The following is an 18,056-nucleotide window of genomic DNA, read 5'->3' as shown; positions in this document are numbered from 1 at the left end:
CCGCGGCCGCGTGAACGGAGGCTGACCCGTGGTCGCTCCCTTCCGGCTCGTGGCCGGGGACCACGCGCCCGTGCAGCAGACGAGCACGACGTGCGGGTCGGCTTCGTTGACCGTCGCCCGCATGCTCGCCAACCCGGCGTTCGCGCAGTGGGTCCGGGACGGCATACGCAAGGATGCGCGTGACGGGGACGTGCCGGACGGCGGCACCGAGGCCCAGCGCTTCGCCGCCTACGAGCAGGTCGTCGCGTCCCGCACCAATGCCGTGGTCGGCGCGGGGGGCCGGCTGCAGCTGCCGTGGCCGCGGGCGCTCGGCACGCCCCCGTGGGGCGCGCTGAACGAGCTCGAGTACGGCGCCGCCGATCCCGAGGCCGACTACGACCTCGCGTGGTTCCGCCAGCGGGGACGCGTCGGGCTCCGGCACACGTATGCCGCCCTCCGCGCCCGGGTGCGTCCCGGCCGTCCGGCGCTCCTCTACGTCGGCAACGCCTGGGCGCCGCGGCACGTCGTGCTCGTCATGCCACCGACGGGGGAGCAGGAGCTCGACGTCTACGAGCCGTCGGTCGGGCGCGTCGTCGACCTCCCGGAGCACGCCTTCGTCGAGCGCCGTCTCGCCATCGCCGGATGGGACGTGCCCTGGGCCGCCGTCTGGGCCGATCCCCACCCCTGACACGGCGAGAGGCCACCGTTCGCATGAACGGTGGCCTCTCGGTGGCCCGTCGATGGCCAGCGGTGGGTCAGGCAGGTCAGCCCATGTGGGCCGGGGCCGCGCCGTCGGTCGCGAGCTCCTCGTGTCGCACGTGCAGCGCGACGAGCGTGACGACGCCGGCGACGGCGATCATGATCGCGGCGACGAGGTAGGCGCGGCTGGCGCCGTAGGTGAACGCCTCGTCGGCGATCATCTTCTGGGCCGCGGCCAGCTGCTCCTTGGAGGGAGCCGGGCCACCCTGCGGCAGCTTCGCGGTCAGCTCGGCGACCTTGTCGCCCATGTTGTTGACGAAGATCGTGCTCAGCGTTGCAAGGCCGAGCGTGCCGCCGACCTGCTGCATCGTGTTGAGCACGGCGGAGGCCACCGAGGAGTCCTCGTGGGCGACGCCGTGGACGGCCGTCAGGGTGAGGGGCACGAAGATGAGACCCAGGCCGAAGGCGAGGACGACGATCCACGGCAGCAGGTCGGCGGCATACGTGCTCTGCGGCGTCAGGTGGGTGAAGCCCCACATGCCGAGCGCCGCGAAGCCGGCGCCCGGACCGGAGATCCAGCGTGGGTCGACCTTGGCGATGAGGAACGACGCGAGCTGCGCGGCCACGACGATGCCGACCGAGAAGGGCAGGAACGCGAGGCCCGTCTTGAGCGGCGAGTAGCCGAGGATCGTCTGGATGTAGATGCCGAGGAAGTAGAACATCGCGAACATGCCGGCGCCGACGATGAGCATGACGAAGTACGACGTACCGCGCGTCCGGTCGCCGGGGATGCGCATCGGCAGGAGGGGGTGCTTGACCCGCGTCTCGATGACGACGAAGGCGACGAGCAGGACGACACCGATGGCGAGGTAGGTGACCGTCGTGGCGTCACCCCACGAGGTGCTCGCGGCGTGGGTCAGGCCGTAGACGAGCGAGGAGAGACCCGCGATGGAGGTGATGGCGCCGGGGATGTCGAGCGTGCCGCCGCCGTCCTCGGACTCGGTGAGGATCCGCAGGGCGAGGATCGCGACGACGATGCCGATCGGCAGGTTGATGAAGAAGTTCCAGCGCCAGTCGATCTCGGTCAGCACACCGCCGAGGATGAGGCCGATGGCGGCGCCGGCGCCGGACATGGCGGCGAAGACGCCCATGGCGCGGTTGCGCTCCCTGCCGGCCGGGAAGGTCGTCGTGATGAGCGCGAGCGCGTTGGGGGCGGCGAGGGCTCCACCGAGACCCTGGACGGCCCGGGCGGCGAGCATCATCGCCTCGTTCTGGGCCACGCCGGCGACGAGCGAGGCCAGCGTGAAGAGCACGATGCCCCAGAAGAAGAGCCGCCGCCGACCGTAGAGGTCACCGAGGCGACCGCCGAGCAGCAGCACGCCACCGAAGGCGAGGGTGTAGATGGTGATGACCCACTGGAGGTTCGCCTGGCTGAAGCCGAGGTCGGTCTCGATGTGGGGGAGGGCGATGTTCACGATGGTGCCGTCGAGCACGATCATGAGCTGGGCGGCGCAGATGACCAGGAGCGCCAGGCCGAGGCGCTTCGGCGGTGCGTCGTGGGAGGTGAACTCGCCCTGGGGCTCGTCCACCTCTTCGACCGTGGTGGCAGACATGGGTGTCCTCTCGAAGACATGCAGGAATGGTGGGGTCGCCCCCCGTCGCGGTCCTGCTCAGCGAGTGCTGGGCGCGGGTGCGAGGGTGGCGGCGCAGGCCGGGAGGACGACGCTGTCCACGAACTCGGCGATGCGGTCCGGCCCGGGTCGACGTCCGGAGAGCAGTGCCTCGTGGATCGACAGGGACGGGAGGATCATCAGCAGGGTGTCGAGGTCGGCGTCGGCGCCGACCTCACCACGCTCTCGGGCGTGCTCGAAGATGGTGCGGGTGGCCTCGATCTTCGGGGCCAGGAACCGCTCGTGGATGCCGCGTGCCAGCTCTGGCTCGCGGTGGATGACGGGGAGCAGCGCCCCCCACGTGCCGATGACGACCTCGTCGTCGAGGCCCCCGTCGGCGCAGGCCTGGGCAAGCAGGTCGCCGCGCAGGCTCCCGGTGTGGGGGTCCTGTTCGGCAGGGCAGTCGATGAAGAGCCCGACGGCGTCGATGACGAGGTCGCGCTTGTGCGGCCAGCGTCGGTAGAGCGTCGCCTTGGACGCTCGTGCGGCCGTGGCGACGGCGTCGAAGGTGAGCCGGTCGTAGCCGCTCTCCCGCAGGACGTCGATCGCTGCCTCGAGGATCTCGACCTCACGGTCACCGGCGACACGCGGACGGCTCGCGTGTGCGGCGTCCGTCGTGCTCGCGCTGGTCGTGCTCATGCTCACCCCGACTCCACCGATGAAACGAAACTGTTTCGTTTCATCAAACAGTAGATCGGGACGGGCCTGTTGGCAAACCACGTGTCGAGCCTTGGGTGCGTCGACCTGGCGGACGTCCCGCCCCGACGGACGGAACGGCTCAGACCCGCTCGACGGGCGGGCTCGTGCGCACGAACCACAGGCCGGCGGCCACCCCGCCGAGCCCGATGACGTATGCCGCCGGGACGAGTCCCGGCGAACGTCCGGCGAGCAGCCCCGCGAGGATCGCGACGGGCACGGCCGCCGCGAAGGCGAGGGCCGTGTGGCGTACCCAGCGACGGGTGGTGGCGGCGGTGAACGACCCCGCCGGTGGTGACGACGCGGAGAGCGCGGTCGCCGCATGGCCGACGACGCAGCCGGCGGCGGCCGGCAGCGACCACCACGAGAAGCTCCCCGTCGGCGTCAGCGTGAACCACCCGTAGAGCAGCAGGGTCCAGTAGGCGGCAGGAGCCGCCGAGCCGGCCCAGGCCATCGTGACCAGCGGCAGCAGCACGAGCGCCCACCAGAGGGAGTCGAACCCGCCGACCGCGAGGGAGAGGCTCGCGAGGTAGACGGCGACACCGCCCATCGCCGCGCCGGTCGCGCCGAGCTGGCTCAGCGACCACTCGGGTCCGGCGCCGAACCGCACGGTCCGGCGCAGCCGGACGCGGCGGGCCACCGACGGCGTACGCGTCGACCGCAGCGGCTCCCGGGGCAGCGGGTCCTCGGCAGGTGCCCGCACGGTCACCGCCTCGCCATCCGTGGTGCCGACGCCCGGCGCGCGATGTCGCGGAGGACCTGGTCGAGGGAGCCGGCGCCCCGCCAGGGCACGACCGGGACACCGCGCAGCCGGAGGTTGTGCACCTCGGCGTCGCGCGACAGCAGCCGGATCCGCCAGGCCAACGCCTGGTAGACGCTAGACGGGTCGGCGACGAGGTGGTCGGGGAACGTGTCGACGACGACGACGGTCATGCCGCGCGCCGCCAGCGTGTGGGCCAGCGTCACCATCGTCGGGTCGATGAGCGGTGAAAGGACGAGGCACAGGGCGTTGGGGTCGACGCCGCGGATCGCGTGCTCGCCGGTGTCGCGTCGCTCGGTGGCCGGCGAGATCGCGGCGAGCGTGTCGAGCACGCGCCGGAGGTGGTTCGTGCCGGAGCCGACGCCGAGGGTCGGGACCTCGGCCGCGCCGACGGTGCGCAGGGTCAGCCGGTCGTTGCTCCGGAGGAAGTGCTCGCTGATCGCGCCGGCGGCCCGCACCGTGACGTCGAGGCTCGTCGGGCGTCCGTCGATGCCCTCGCGAGGGCCGACGTCGCTGAAGCAGTCGACGAGCAGGAAGACGTGGGCGTCCTCGTCGGTGAACGTCGACGTGACGTGCAGGGCGCCCGTCCGCATCGAGACGGGCCAGTGGATCCGCCGCAGCCGGTCACCCGGGTGGAAGCGGCGGATCGTGTTGAACTCCGAGCCGGACCCGGGCCGGTTCGACCGGTTCAGCCCGACGATGCCGCGGGGGTGGGGTGTGGGGGCGCTCGCGTCGAAGGAGGCCGGCACGGGGAGGGTGGCCGAGTCGAGGTCGGGCAGGTCGACGGGACCGGCACGGAAGGCTCCCCACGTGCTGACGAGCGCGACGCTGACGGTGCCGACGCGACGTCGTCCCCATCGCGTGGAGCGCAGCCCGAGCGTCGCGGCCCCGTCCTCGAGCTCGGCGATCCCGCTCGACGGCTTCCGCTCGACCCACGGGGCCTGGGCCAGGGTGACGACGCCGTGGACGTCGTGCAGGGCCGGCTCGGTGGTCACGTAGACCCCGGTCGCCGACCCCTCGCGCAGCGTCGAGTCGCCGAGTCGCGCCGTCGCGGTCACCTCCGTGCGTGGCCGCGCGAGGTGGCCCCACAGCGCAGCGACGACGAGCGGCGCCACGATGACGAGCAGGTCGGCCCGGCGACCGACGACGGCGACGATCGCGCCCCCGGCGGCGAGGAGGATCGCCCGCTGGTGGGCAGCGGTCGGCTCCCACCCGCCGAGTCGGCGCGTGGCGGTCCGGTGGGGGTGCCAGGGCTGCACGGGCTCTCAGCCGCCAGCCGCCGGGCCGGCTGACGAGTCGGCGACCGGTCCCGGCGCCAGGTGCTCCCGGGCCGACGGGGTCGCGACCGTCCGAAGGAGGCTCTCGACGATGCTGCGCCCCGAGGCGTTGCTCATCCACAGCTCGGGCTTGACGGTGATGCGGTGCGCGAGGACCGGCACGGCCACGGCCTTGACGTCCTCGGGGGTCACGTAGTCGCGACCGTCGACGACGGCATACGCCCGGGCGCACAGGAGCAGGCCGAGCGCGCCACGGGGAGAGGCGCCCATGAGGACGTCGGCGTGGGTGCGGCTGGCTGCGGTCAGTGCGACGCAGTAGCGCCCGACCGACTCGTCGACGGCCGTCGCCTCGATGGCCGCCTGCATGGCGAGCAGCTGCTCCGCGTCGACGATGCGGCGCAGCTCCTGCTCCTCGCGCTGGCGGGCCATCCGGTTCGAGAGGATCTCCCACTCCTCGTCGAGGGTCGGGTAGCCGAAAGAGATGCGCATGAGGAAGCGGTCGAGCTGCGCCTCCGGGAGCGGGTAGGTCCCTTCGTACTCAACGGGATTCGCGGTCGCGAGGACGTGGAAGGGGCGGGGGAGCTGGAAGGTGCGGCCCTCGACCGTCACCTGCTTCTCCTGCATCGCCTCGAGGAGCGCCGCCTGCGTCTTCGGCGGCGTCCGGTTGATCTCGTCGGCGAGGAGCAGTCCGGCGAAGAGGGGCCCCGCGCGGAACTCGAACTCGCCCGACCGCTGGTCGTAGATGAACGAGCCGGTGATGTCTCCGGGCAGCAGGTCCGGCGTGAACTGGGCCCGCTTGAAGTCGAGCCCCAGGGTCTGGGCGAAGCTGCGTGCCGCCAGCGTCTTGCCGAGGCCGGGGAAGTCCTCCATGAGGACGTGCCCGCCGGCGAGGATGCCGGACAGGACGAGCCGCAGCGACTCGCGCTTGCCGACGACGGCCCGGTCGACCTCGTCGAGGACGGCACCGCTCAGCTCACTGACCCGGGCCAGGTTCATCTCGGTCATGCGCTACCACTGCTCGATTCGTCGGAGGATGGGGTCGAGGCGCTGGGGACGGTACAGGTCGGGTGGGGGCAGGCCGACGAGCAGGTCCCACAGCTCGGGTGGCGTCACGCCCTGGGCCCACTTCGGCTCCTCCTCGGCGACGATGCCGTGCCGGGCGTAGAGCCGTTCGCGGATGAGCACCTGCAGCTGCAGGTGCAGGTCGTGCACGACGCTCTCGCGCCCCTCGCGGCGGGTGTTGGCCGCCTCGAGCCGTCCCGCGAGGTTGGTGACGCGGAAGTCGTTGCCGCGCGAGTGCCCGCCGAGGTCGCCGTCGACGAGGGGCCAGACCGTCAGGTGCTGCGGCGCGGTGTGGTCGATGAGGTGCCAGACGAGCAGCGCGGCGGCGAGCAGGATCACGAGGAGCACCGGCACGTCCGGTGCGAGACCGAGCCCCGCCGTGAGTGCCGCCAGGACCACCCACGTCAGGAACAGGCCGACGAGTCGACGACGCCACGGGCGCAGCGCCAGGGCGATCTCCCGGGTCCGCGAGGGCGCCCGGCGGACCGCGCCGCGGGGGAGTGGCCGTCCGGCCGACGCCGCTGCCTGGTCGCGCGCCCCGCGCGCCTCCCGCCGGGTCCGAGGAGGTATGCCGTCCGGCTGGCTGCTCACGACGACTCCTCCTGCGCGGCCGCCGACGCGCCACGCTCGGCAGCCTGCCGCGAAGCCACCTGCTCGAGGTCGGCGATGAGGACCCGGAGGTCGGCGATCGCCCGGTCACGGTGGCTCTCGCCGAGGTCGTGGACCGAGAAGCGCGCCTCGCGGTAGAGGGCGGCGAGGTCGCCCAGCCGGGCGGAGTCGACCGGCCACACGCCGATGACGCGCTCGGTGTACTCCGTCGACGTCTCGGCGGCCAGTCGCGGCAGTCCGGTCGCGGCGGCGGAGGTCTCGAGTCCGAGCCAGGCCGCGACGATGGCGTTGCGGGGCTCGCCGCTCTCCAGGTCCCGCAGCCGGTCCCGCGCCTCCTCGAGGAGCTCGGTCGGCACGAGCGGGATCGCGAAGTCGGGCTCCTCGTGCAGCTCGAGGTGCGGGCGCCGGCGCAGCAGCGACCGGACCAGCTGCGCGAGGACGACGAGCACCACGAGGGCTGCCAGCACGAGCACGATCTGGACGAGGGTGACGAGCACGGGAGACGGGTCGAAGGGCGTCGACGTCGACGTCGACGTGGGCTGGGACGGCGTCGCGGAGGGAGGCAGGGACGTCAGGGTCGGCAGCGGCGTGAACGTCTGCGCGTCGAGCGGCCGGGACAGCAACGGCACGGGTTGGCCCAACGCGGCCACGACCAGAGCGGCCATGACGACGGCGCCACCCACGATGGTGACCTGAGCCCCCGGCCTCGACATGCGAGTGACCCTATGCCAGCGGGCTCGTCGACGGTCCCCGAGCCGGCCGATCGTTGCCGTCCCGATAGGTCCGGACGGCACACGACCGACGGGTCGCTCGGTGGGTCAGCCCTGGGCGGGCGGCTTCTCGACGGGGACGAGCTCGGCGTCACGCACCTCGACGACCTCGCCCTCGGCATACGCCAGCTCGCTGATGCGGCCGCTGGCCCGCAGGTCGGACTCGGCCGCCCGCACGTGGGCGACCGACGCGGCGGGCGCGACGAGGGTCATGGTGCGCACCTCGGCACGCATGCCGACCTTGGCCTCCGACTTGACCTTGCGCACGCCCGCCAGCGCCGACCCCACCGACGCGAGGAGCGCGGGCTCGCCACCGGAGGGCAGCTCGCCACGGGTCGGCCAGGACTGGCGGTGCACGGAGCCCTCGCCGAACCACGACCAGACCTCGGCCGTGGCGTAGGGGAGGAACGGTGCGAGCAGGCGCAGCAGCGTCTCGAGGGCGAGGCGCAGCGCGGCACGGGCGCTCGCAGCGGCCTCGTCGCCCTGACCGCCGTAGGCGCGGTCCTTGACGAGCTCGAGGTAGTCGTCGCAGAACGTCCAGAAGAAGGTCTCCGTGGCCTCGAGCGAGCGGGTGTAGTCCCAGCCCTCGAACCCCTGGGTCGCCTTGTCGACGACGTCGGCGAGGGCCGCGAGCATCGACAGGTCGAGGGGGTGGGTGACGGCGGCACGAAGGTCGCCGTCGACGTCACCGAAGCCGAGGGCGAACTTGCTCGCGTTGAGCACCTTGATGGCGAGCCGGCGCCCGACCTTCATCTGGCCGGTGTCGTAGGCGGCGTCGGTGCCGAGGCGACCGGAGGCCGCCCAGTAGCGCACCGCGTCGGCGCCGTTGGCCTTGACGACGTCTTCGGGCGTCTCGGCGTTGCCCTTGGACTTGCTCATCTTCTTGCGGTCGGGGTCGAGGATCCAGCCGCTGATCGCGGCGTGCTTCCACGGCGCCACGCCGTGCTCGAAGTACGAGCGCGTCACCGTGGCGAAGAGCCAGGTGCGGATGATGTCGTGCCCCTGGGGACGCAGGTCGTAGGGGAAGATGCTCGCGAAGAGCGCCTCGTCCGACCCGAGCCGGTCGCCGTCGGGGGCGCCCTCGCGGACGGGCCAGCCGGCGGCGATCTGCGGCGTCAGCGACGACGTGGCCCACGTGTCCATGATGTCGGGGTCGGCGACGAAGCCACCGGCCTGGCCGCGCTGGGACTCCTCGTAGCCTTCGGGCACGTCGATCTGGGGGTCGACGGGAAGCGCGGAGGCGGGCGGGGTCAGCGGGTGGTCGTGGTCGACCTCACCCGCGGCGTCGACGGGGTACCAGACCGGGAACGGCACGCCGAAGAAGCGCTGGCGCGAGATGAGCCAGTCGCCGTTGAGGCCCTCGACCCAGTTCTTGTAGCGCGAGCGCATGAAGGCGGGGTGGAAGTCGACCTCGTCACCCATGCCGACGAGCTTGGAGCGCAGCGCCTCCTCGCGGCCCCCGTTGCGGATGTACCACTGCCGCGAGGTGACGATCTCGAGCGGCTTGTCGCCCTTCTCGTAGAAGTTCGCCTTGCGCTGGGTCTTCTGCGGCTCGCCGTCGAGGTCGCCGGACTCGCGCAGCGCGGCCACGACGGCCTCGCGCGCGCTGAACGTCGTCTTCGTCGCGAGCGACTCGGCGTAGAGGGACTCGCCCGGGCCGCCGGCGAGCCACTCGGGCGTCTCGGCCTGGAGGCGGCCGTTGCGGGTGATGAGCGACCGGATCGGCAGCTGCAGCTCGCGCCACCACATGACGTCGGTGAGGTCGCCGAAGGTGCAGCACATGGCGATGCCGGCGCCCTTGTCAATCTCGGCGGCACGGTGCGCGACCACCGGCACCTCGACGCCGAAGAGCGGCGAGGTGACCGTCGTGCCGAAGAGCGACTGGTAGCGCTTGTCGTCGGGGTGCGCGATGAGTGCCACGACCGACGGGATGAGCTCGGGTCGGGTCGTCTCGATGAAGACCGGCTCGCCGCCGTCCCGGTGGAAGGCGACCCGGTGGTACGCGCCGGGGTAGTCGCGCGCCTCGAGCTCGGCCTGCGCCACGGCGGTCTGGAACGTCACGTCCCAGAGGCCCGGGGCCTCGCTCTGGTAGGCCTCGCCGCGCTCGAGGTTGTGCAGGAAGGCCTGCTGCGCCACGGCGCGCGAGCGCTCGTCGATGGTGCGGTAGGAGATGTCCCAGTCGAGGCTGAAGCCGAGGCGACGGAAGAGCGACTCGAAGGTCACCTCGTCCTTGACGGTGAGGACGTCACACAGCTCGATGAAGTTCTTGCGGCTGATCGGGCGCTGGTCGGCGGCCTTGATGGCCTTGCCCTTGGCGTCGACGCCCCCCTCGAAGGGCGGCGTGAAGCCCTCCTCGTAGGGCAGGCTCGCGTCGCCGCGCACGCCGTAGTAGTTCTGCACCCGGCGCTCGGTCGGCAGGCCGTTGTCGTCCCAGCCGATGGGGTAGAAGACCTCGAGGCCCTGCATCCGCTTGTAGCGGGCCATGCAGTCGGTGTGGGTGTAGCTGAAGACGTGGCCGACGTGCAGGCTGCCGCTCGCCGTCGGCGGCGGGGTGTCGATGGCGAAGACCTGGTCGCGGGGGAGCGACAGGGCCTTCTCGCGGTCGAAGGCGTAGGTGCCCTCATCGGCCCATACCTGCATCCACTTCTCCTCGAGCCCGTCGAGCGTGGGTCGCTCGGGGATCCGCGAGGTCGTGGGTGCAGGTGTGTCAGTCATGCGCCCAATCCTTCCATGCGCGCCGGGGTGCCCTCGACCGGCTTTCCCCCGACCGACCGGCACGGTCGGACCACGCGCGTATGCCGTCCGGCTCGGTCCGCGCGCCACCCCAGCGGGTCGGCACGTCAAGAGCCGCGACGGGCGTGGCGTGCGTCACGGCCGCGCTCGCTATCACGGTCATCCCGTGTTCGTCGGCAGGGGCGATCGGCCCATCGGCGTGCCGAAGCGGAGCGGCGCAGGGCAGAGTGTCCCCATGGAGCCCGTCTACTCGTCCGTCATCGGTTTCGCCCGCGGGGTGTTCGCGATGCAGGGGCTGAAGTTCACCGTCCTCGGCGACGACAACGTCCCGCGCACCGGGGGAGCGGTGATGACGATCAACCACACCGGCTACATGGACTTCGCCTACGCCGGGCTCGCCGCCCAGAAGTCCGACCGCCTCGTGCGGTTCATGGCCAAGGACGGTGTCTTCTCGCACGCCGTCAGCGGTCCGCTGATGCGCGGCATGAAGCACATCCCGGTCGACCGGACCGCGGGAGCGGCGTCGTACGCCAGCGCCGTCGACGCGCTCCGCGCCGGAGAGATCGTCGGCGTCTTCCCGGAGGCGACGATCTCGCGCTCGTTCGAGCTCAAGGAGTTCAAGACCGGTGCGGCCCGGATGGCGGTCGAGGCCGGTGTCCCGATCCTGCCCGTCGTGATCTGGGGCTCGCAGCGGGTCTGGACCAAGGGCCACCCGAAGCGGCTCGGCCGCACCAACGTCCCGATCCTCATCAACGTCGGGGAGCCGATCGCCGTCGCGCCCGACGCCGACCCCGTGGCCGTCACCGAGCAGTACAAGGCCGTCATGGCCGACCTGCTCGCGGTCGCCCGGGCGGCCTACGAGCCCCTGACCGGCCCGGACCTCAAGTTCCTCCCCGCGAGCATGGGCGGCACCGCGCCGACGCTCGCCGAGGCGACCCGCCTCGACGAGGCCGACACGCTGGAGCGGCAGCGACGCGCCGACGAGCAGCGGGGGTTCCCGCCCGGGTGACCCGGTCCTGGGTGAGGACGTTCCGGGCGACGAGCCGACGCCGGTAGCCTTCCGGGCATGGCTCGTCAGGCACGTCAGCGCGTCCCCGAGGGTCCGGCTCCGGACCCCGCGGTCCAGAAGCTCCGGATCCGCTACACGAAGCGGGGGCGACTGCGGTTCACCTCGAGCCGCGACTTCCAGCGCGCGCTCGAGCGCGCGCTGCGCCGGGCGGATGTGCCGATGGCGTTCTCGGCCGGCTTCCACCCGCACCCGAAGATCAGCTACGCCAACGCCGCGGCCACGGGCACCGGCAGCGAGGCGGAGTACTTCGAGATCTCGGTGACCCAGCGCGTCGAGCCCGAGTCGGTCCGCGCCGCGCTCGACGAGGCCCTGCCCGAGGGGATCGACATCCTCCAGGTCGTCGAGGCCACCCCCGGGGCGCTCGCCGACCGTCTCGAGGCGAGCGACTGGCTCCTCGAGTTCGCCGGGGTGCCGCTCGAGGTCCTCGAGGCGGCCGTCGCGGCTCTCATGGAGCGCGACTCGGCCGAGGTGACCCGGCTGACGAAGTCCGGTCCGCGCACCTTCGACGTGCGTGGCTCGATCGTGGCCGCACGCGTCCTGAGCCCGGGCGACGCGCTCGGCGACACGGTCACGACTCACGAAGTCGGGACCGACTGTGCGATACTGCGCATGGTCGTACGGCACACCACACCGGCTGTACGCCCCGACGACATTCTGACCGCGCTGCGTGAGATCGCCGACCTGCAGCCTCCGCGCCCCCCACTGGTGACGCGACTGGCGCAGGGACCGCTCGACACCGCAAACGTGCGGGTGACCGACCCGCTGGAATGACCTGCCAGGTCATGACGACGAAATGGTTGCCGACCAGGACGCCGACGGCATTCGATCACGGGGCCGCGCCCAGCGCGAACCGTTTTCGGGTGTAGCGAGACGACTTCCGTCCCGTCGCAGACGCGGCGCGACGACTGCAACCGCACTCGTGCGGTGTCGACGGCCCCGGCCGCGTGTGGGTCACACCGCACCTGACGGGAGGCTGCCTGATGGCACCCAACGACACCACCACCGGCGACGAAGCCACGCTGTTCCCCTCCGAGCAGGGCAACGAGCAGAGCGCGGACGCGCCGGCGCCGCGTCGCCGCGCCACGCGTCGCACCACGAAGAAGGCCACGACGATCGTGCCCTCCGCCGAGGCTCCGGCCGAAGCTCCGGCCGACGCGACCGCTGAGGCCTCCACCGACGAGCCCGCGGCCGCCGCAGCACCCGAGGGAGTCTCCACCGGCGACGCCCCGGCTGAGGCCACCGCCCCCGAGACCAAGCGTCCGGCCCGCAAGCGCGCGACGCGCAAGAAGGCGACGGTCGCCGCGCCGGTCGAGCCGGCCCCCGACACCGACGGGCCGAGCCCGGTCGCCGAGGTCTCCGAGGTCTCCGAGGTGTCCACCGAGCCCGCGCCGGCTGAGAAGGCCCCCAGGGCCGAGAGGGCACCGCGAGCCGCCCGGGCCACGAAGCGTGGATCGCGCACCAAGGCCGACCGCGCCAACGCGGCCGTCGAGGAGCTCGTCGCCGGCGCGCTCTCGGGTGACGACGCGACCACGGAGAGCCCCGCAGACGCGAGCGCGGCGACCTACACGGCCGCCGACCCCGCGGCGATCGACCTCTCCGCCCTCATCGACGTCGACGCCCTCGACGAGTCCGAGGACCTCGACGACGCTGCCTCCGCCGTTGACGCCGACGACGACCGCCAGGGAGCCGTCGTCCCCAGCTTCAGCGTGCTCTTCCAGGCCCCGGACGCGAGCCAGGCCGTGCCGACGCGTCGACGCCGTGGCACGCCCCCACCCGAGGCGGAGGAGCCGACCTCCGACGTCGAGGACGACGAGCCCACCGTCGCCGACGAGGACCAGACCGACGTCGACGAGCAGACCGACGAGCAGACCGACGAGGAGAGCAGCCCGCGTCGCTCGCGCCGCCGCCGCGGCGGCAAGGGGCGCCGGGGCCGCGCCACCGACGACGACGAGGCGCAGGACCAGCAGTCCGAGACCGACGAGCGCGACTCCCGCGACTCCCGACGCTCGGCCGACGCTCGCGGCGAGTCCGCCGAGGGCGCGGACGACGCCGAGTCCGACGCCGACTCCGACTCCGAGGGCGACTCCGACGACGAGGGCGGCTCGAGCCGTCGTCGCCGTCGCCGCCGCCGGGCCGGCTCCGCCCCGGAGTCCGGTGACGACACCCCCAACGTCTCGACCCGCGTGCGCCAGCCGCGCAGCCAGAGCGACGAGCCGGTCGCCGTCAAGGGCTCGACCCGTCTCGAGGCCAAGAAGCAGCGCCGTCGCGAAGGACGCGAGGCCGGGCGCCGCCGCACGATCATCACCGAGGCCGAGTTCCTCGCCCGCCGTGAGGCCGTCGACCGGGTCATGGTCGTGCGCAACAAGGAGGGGCGCACCCAGATGGGCGTGCTCGAGGACGGCGTCCTCGTCGAGCACTACATCGACCAGGCCACGAACGTCTCGATGGCCGGCAACATCTACCTCGGCCGCGTGCAGAACGTCCTGCCCTCGATGGAGGCCGCCTTCGTCGACATCGGCAAGGGCCGCAACGCCGTGCTCTACGCCGGTGAGGTCAACTGGGACGCCGCCGGCCTCGAGGCCAACCAGCCCAAGCGCATCGAGAACGCCCTCGGCTCGGGCCAGACGGTGCTCGTCCAGGTCACCAAGGACCCGATCGGCCACAAGGGCGCCCGCCTCACCTCGCAGATCTCGCTGCCGGGTCGCTACCTCGTCTACGTCCCCAACAGCTCGATGACCGGGATCAGCCGCAAGCTGCCGGACACCGAGCGGGCGCGCCTCAAGAAGATCCTGCGCGACGTCGTGCCGGACTCGGCCGGCGTCATCGTGCGCACCGCGGCCGAGGGCGCCAGCGAGGAGGAGCTGCGTGCCGACGTCGAGCGACTGACGCGCACGTGGGAGGACATCCAGGCCAAGGCCGAGGCTGCGTCCACCCCCCGCGCCGGCAAGAGCAAGGGCAAGAAGAAGAACGGTGCGGCCGGGTCGGTCACCGGCGGCCAGGCCCCGATGCTCCTGCACGGTGAGCCCGACCTCACGGTCCGGGTCATCCGCGACGTCTTCAACGAGGACTTCAAGCAGCTCGTCGTGGCCGGCGACCAGGCGTGGAACGAGATCCACCCCTACATCTCCTCCGTCGCGCCCGACCTCGCCGACCGCGTCACGAAGTGGACCGCCGAGGAGGACCTCTTCACGCACCACCGGGTCGACGAGCAGCTCTCCAAGGCGATGGACCGCAAGGTCTGGCTGCCGAGCGGCGGCTCCCTCGTCATCGACCGCACCGAGGCGATGACGGTCGTCGACGTCAACACCGGCAAGTTCGTCGGCTCGGGCGGCAACCTCGAGGAGACGGTCACCAAGAACAACATCGAGGCGGCCGAGGAGATCGTGCGCCAGCTCCGGCTGCGCGACATCGGCGGCATCATCGTCATCGACTTCATCGACATGGTCCTCGAGAGCAACCGCGACCTCGTCGTGCGTCGCCTGCTCGAGTGCCTCGGTCGGGACCGCACCAAGCACCAGGTCGCCGAGGTCACCTCGCTCGGCCTCGTCCAGATGACCCGCAAGCGCGTCGGGTCGGGCCTCATCGAGGTCTTCTCCGAGACGTGCGACCACTGCAACGGCCGTGGCTTCATCATCCACACCGACCCCGTCGACAAGGGCGCTCACGCGCACGAGCAGAGCCAGGGCGACAACGGCGGAGGTGGCGGCACCAGTCGTCGTCGTGGCCGGGGCCAGGGCGCCGGCCAGGCCTCGGGCCAGGGCGGCACCCAGGGCAACGGGGGGCAGCAGGCGAGCCAGCAGTCCCAGCAGGCACCGCAGGCGGAGTCCAAGGGCAACGGCCCCACGGCCGCCCAGATCGCGGCAGCGGCCCACGCGGCCGCGCTCAAGAGCGCCTCCGGCCAGCCCGCGGGGGAGGCGGCAGCTGAGGCCGTCGCCGAGATGAGCGCCGAGATGAGCACCGAGGTCCACGACGGGAAGGCCTTCCCCCAGGACGACGGCCCGTGGTCGGGAGACGACGCGCACGACGCCGACGCCGCCGACGAGCAGGCGACCCAGGGAGGCGCCCACGTCGAGCTGGAGTCCGACGTCTTGGACGAGACCGGTAGCGGCCGAGGTGCGGGTCACGCAGCAGCCGCCGAGGTGGCGCCCGCTTCGCCCGAGGTCAGCGCCGAGACCAGCGGCCCTGCTCCGGTCGAGGCGGTCGTCGAGGTGCAGCCCGCAGCCCGGGGTCGGCGTCGTCGCGGCCGGGTCGTCGCCCCGGCCGGCCCGCCTCGTGCCAGCGGCGACGCGGGCGGCGAGTCGGGCAGCACCGGCGGGGCCTGACCTCGGTTTGGAGGTCGGACCTTCCAGCCGGTAATCTTTTCCCTTGGTGCGCCCACCGGGCCCGTGTTGACGGGCCGGTGCCGAAAGCGGCGATACCAAACCTTGATGAGAGAGTGAGTTTCACTGTGTACGCGATTGTTCGCGCTGGCGGTCGCCAGGAGAAGGTGTCGGTGGGCGATGTCCTGCTCGTCGACAAGGTGACGGGTCAGCCCGGCGATGCCATCGAGCTCACGCCGCTGCTCCTCGTGGACGGGACCACGGTCACGTCCGATGCCGACAAGCTGTCCAAGGTGTCGGTGAAGGCCGAGGTCGTCAAGGCCGCCAAGGGCCCCAAGATCGTCATCATGAAGTACAAGAACAAGACCGGCTACCGCAAGCGTCAGGGCCACCGTCAGCCGCTGACCCAGGTCAAGATCACCGCCATCAACGCGTGATCCACCCGGAACCCAGAGACTCACGAGAGAAGGACTGACATGGCACACAAGAAGGGTGCGTCCTCGACCCGCAACGGTCGCGACTCGAACGCACAGTTCCTCGGCGTCAAGCGTTTCGGTGGCCAGAAGGTCAACGCGGGCGAGATCCTCGTCCGTCAGCGCGGCACGCACTTCCACCCGGGCGAGGGTGTCGGTCGCGGTGGCGACGACACGCTCTTCGCCCTCGTCGCCGGCGCCGTGAAGTTCGGCTCCAAGCGCGGCCGCAAGACGGTCAACATCGAGCAGGTCGAGACCGCAGCTGCCGAGTGATCTGCTGATCACAACTGAGTTTGTACCGGAAGGGCGGGCCCGCGTGGCCCGCCCTTCCGCCTTTCCCGGGCACACGGCATCCCCAACGCGGGTATGCCGTCCGCCCACCCTGATCTGGAAGAGTGACCCCCATGGCTGTGACCTTCGTCGACCGCGTCGTGCTGCATCTCAGCGCCGGCGCCGGGGGGCACGGCGTCGCCTCCGTCAAGCGCGAGAAGTTCAAGCCGCTGGGCGGTCCTGACGGCGGCAACGGCGGGCACGGCGGCTCCGTGATCCTGCGCGTCGACCCCCAGGCGACGACCCTGCTCGACTACCACCGCCACCCGCACCGCAAGGCGGTCAACGGCCTGCCCGGTGCCGGCGACGAGAAGAACGGCGCCGACGGCGACGACCTCGTGCTCTCGGTTCCGGAAGGCACGGTCGTCAAGGACGGCGAGGGGCGCATCGTGATGGACCTCGTCGGCATGGGCACCGAGCACGTCATCGCCCGTGGCGGCCGCGGCGGTCTCGGCAACAAGGCGCTGTCGTCGGCCCGCCGCAGGGCGCCCGGCTTCGCGCTCCTCGGCGAGCCCGGCGAGGAGGTCGACGTCGTGCTCGAGCTCAAGACGCTCGCCGACGTCGCGCTCATCGGCTTCCCGAGCGCCGGCAAGTCCTCGCTCGTCTCGGTGCTGTCGGCCGCCAAGCCGAAGATCGCCGACTACCCCTTCACGACGCTCGTGCCCAACCTCGGCGTCGTCACCGCGGGCTCGGCCAGATTCACCGTCGCCGACGTCCCGGGTCTCATCCCCGGCGCGCACGAGGGCAAGGGCCTGGGCCTCGAGTTCCTGCGCCACGTCGAGCGCTGCTCGGTCCTCGTCCACGTCATCGACTGCGCGACCCTCGAGCCCGGTCGTGACCCGATGAGCGACCTCGACGTCATCGAGAACGAGCTGTCGCTCTACGTGCCCGACGCCGACCTCGGCGGCAAGCCGCTCGCCGACCGCACCCGGATCGTCGTGCTCAACAAGGCCGACGTGCCCGAGGCCCGCGAGCTGGCCGAGATGGTCAAGCCGGACCTCGAGGCGCGCGGCATCGAGGTCTTCATCGTCTCCGCGGTGGCCCACCAGGGCCTGCGCGAGCTGAGCTTCGCGATGGCCCGCCACGTCGATGCCGCCCGCGCCGAGATCGAGGCTGAGGCCGCCGTGCCGAAGCGCGTCGTGCTGCGCCCCAAGTCCGTCGACGACAAGGGCTTCAGCATCGTCAAGGAGAACGGTCCGGACGGGCCGATCTTCCGGGTCGCCGGCGAGCGCCCCTATCGCTGGGTGCGCCAGACCGACTTCTCCAACGACGAGGCCGTCGGCTACCTCGCCGACCGGCTCGGCCGTCTCGGTGTCGAGGAGGAGCTCTACAAGGTCGGCGCCGTGGCCGGCGACACCGTCGTCATCGGTACCGCCGAGGACGCCGTCGTCTTCGACTGGGAGCCGACCCTGCAGGCCGGCGCCGAGCTGCTCGGCACCCGTGGCACCGACCTGCGGCTCGCGGAGTCCTCGCGGCCCACCCGTGACGAGAAGCGCGAGGCCCAGAAGGACCGCTACGCAGCCCGCGCGGCCACGCAGGAGGAGCTCGAGGCCGAGCGTCGCTCGGGCCTCTGGCACGTCGCCGCCGACGAGGGCGACGACGCCTGAGTC

15 protein-coding genes are annotated in these 18,056 nt (G+C 72.0%); 7 read left to right on the top strand and 8 right to left on the bottom strand.

The features are described from left to right. Positions 1 to 28 precede the first annotated feature (28 nt). Positions 29 to 667, top strand: coding sequence for a hypothetical protein (locus tag AB4Z14_RS13060; RefSeq protein WP_442275557.1), 639 nt, complete (start codon positions 29 to 31; stop codon positions 665 to 667). A gap of 76 nt (positions 668 to 743) precedes the next feature. On the opposite strand, the gene AB4Z14_RS13055 is transcribed toward AB4Z14_RS13060, so the two are convergent. From AB4Z14_RS13055 to valS, 8 genes are all read right to left on the bottom strand, one after another. After that, the gene (locus AB4Z14_RS13055; protein ID WP_442275556.1) at positions 744 to 2,291 is read right to left on the bottom strand and encodes a DHA2 family efflux MFS transporter permease subunit; all 1,548 of its coding nucleotides are present in this window, start codon (positions 2,289 to 2,291) and stop codon (positions 744 to 746) included. A gap of 57 nt (positions 2,292 to 2,348) precedes the next feature. After that, a complete protein-coding gene (locus tag AB4Z14_RS13050; RefSeq protein ID WP_235508768.1) occupies positions 2,349 to 2,987 on the bottom strand; it encodes a TetR/AcrR family transcriptional regulator in 639 nt (212 codons plus the stop codon). 139 nt (positions 2,988 to 3,126) lie between these two features. Continuing rightward, complete coding sequence (locus AB4Z14_RS13045; RefSeq protein WP_442275555.1) at positions 3,127 to 3,747, bottom strand: hypothetical protein; 621 nt, start codon at positions 3,745 to 3,747, stop codon at positions 3,127 to 3,129. 2 nt (positions 3,748 to 3,749) lie between these two features. Next, positions 3,750 to 5,063: a DUF58 domain-containing protein gene (locus tag AB4Z14_RS13040; RefSeq protein ID WP_442275554.1), complete on the bottom strand. Its 1,314-nt coding sequence runs from the start codon at positions 5,061 to 5,063 to the stop codon at positions 3,750 to 3,752. A 6-nt stretch (positions 5,064 to 5,069) separates the two neighbouring features. After that, positions 5,070 to 6,086: an AAA family ATPase gene (locus AB4Z14_RS13035; RefSeq protein ID WP_442275553.1), complete on the bottom strand. Its 1,017-nt coding sequence runs from the start codon at positions 6,084 to 6,086 to the stop codon at positions 5,070 to 5,072. A 3-nt stretch (positions 6,087 to 6,089) separates the two neighbouring features. Further along, the gene (locus AB4Z14_RS13030; RefSeq protein WP_442275552.1) at positions 6,090 to 6,734 is read right to left on the bottom strand and encodes a hypothetical protein; all 645 of its coding nucleotides are present in this window, start codon (positions 6,732 to 6,734) and stop codon (positions 6,090 to 6,092) included. Next, positions 6,731 to 7,465 carry a DUF4129 domain-containing protein gene (locus AB4Z14_RS13025; protein ID WP_442275551.1) on the bottom strand — a complete coding sequence of 245 codons (735 nt, stop codon included), beginning with the start codon at positions 7,463 to 7,465 and terminating at the stop codon, positions 6,731 to 6,733. Before AB4Z14_RS13025 ends, AB4Z14_RS13030 begins: the two co-directional genes overlap by 4 nt. Before the next feature lie 105 nt (positions 7,466 to 7,570). Next, on the bottom strand, positions 7,571 to 10,237 hold the full coding sequence (gene valS, locus AB4Z14_RS13020) for a valine--tRNA ligase (RefSeq protein WP_442275550.1): 2,667 nt from the start codon (positions 10,235 to 10,237) through the stop codon (positions 7,571 to 7,573). A 253-nt stretch (positions 10,238 to 10,490) separates the two neighbouring features. Between valS and AB4Z14_RS13015 the strand changes: the two genes are divergently transcribed. The 6 genes from AB4Z14_RS13015 to obgE all read left to right on the top strand — a co-directional run bounded on the left by AB4Z14_RS13015 (position 10,491) and on the right by obgE (position 18,053). Further along, entirely contained in the window at positions 10,491 to 11,264 is a 774-nt protein-coding gene (locus AB4Z14_RS13015) for a lysophospholipid acyltransferase family protein (protein WP_442275549.1), read from the top strand. 57 nt (positions 11,265 to 11,321) lie between these two features. Further along, the gene (locus AB4Z14_RS13010; RefSeq protein WP_442275548.1) at positions 11,322 to 12,095 is read left to right on the top strand and encodes a TIGR03936 family radical SAM-associated protein; all 774 of its coding nucleotides are present in this window, start codon (positions 11,322 to 11,324) and stop codon (positions 12,093 to 12,095) included. Positions 12,096 to 12,304: 209 nt separating this feature from the next. Beyond that, entirely contained in the window at positions 12,305 to 15,646 is a 3,342-nt protein-coding gene (locus AB4Z14_RS13005) for an Rne/Rng family ribonuclease (protein WP_442275547.1), read from the top strand. 125 nt (positions 15,647 to 15,771) lie between these two features. Beyond that, positions 15,772 to 16,080 carry a 50S ribosomal protein L21 gene (rplU, locus tag AB4Z14_RS13000; protein ID WP_028785644.1) on the top strand — a complete coding sequence of 103 codons (309 nt, stop codon included), beginning with the start codon at positions 15,772 to 15,774 and terminating at the stop codon, positions 16,078 to 16,080. Positions 16,081 to 16,119: 39 nt separating this feature from the next. Further along, positions 16,120 to 16,389 (top strand): 50S ribosomal protein L27, encoded by a 270-nt coding sequence (rpmA, locus tag AB4Z14_RS12995; protein WP_020144532.1) that lies wholly within the window; start codon positions 16,120 to 16,122, stop codon positions 16,387 to 16,389. Positions 16,390 to 16,520: 131 nt separating this feature from the next. Further along, a complete protein-coding gene (gene obgE / locus AB4Z14_RS12990; protein WP_056775981.1) occupies positions 16,521 to 18,053 on the top strand; it encodes a GTPase ObgE in 1,533 nt (510 codons plus the stop codon). The last annotated feature ends 3 nt before the right edge of the window (positions 18,054 to 18,056 follow it).

The organism is Terrabacter sp. 2TAF16 (genome assembly GCF_052115065.1).
Taxonomy (GTDB): domain Bacteria; phylum Actinomycetota; class Actinomycetes; order Actinomycetales; family Dermatophilaceae; genus Terrabacter.
The sequence above is the reverse complement of the archived record's forward strand: the minus strand, read 5'-3'. Positions and strand labels throughout refer to the sequence as shown.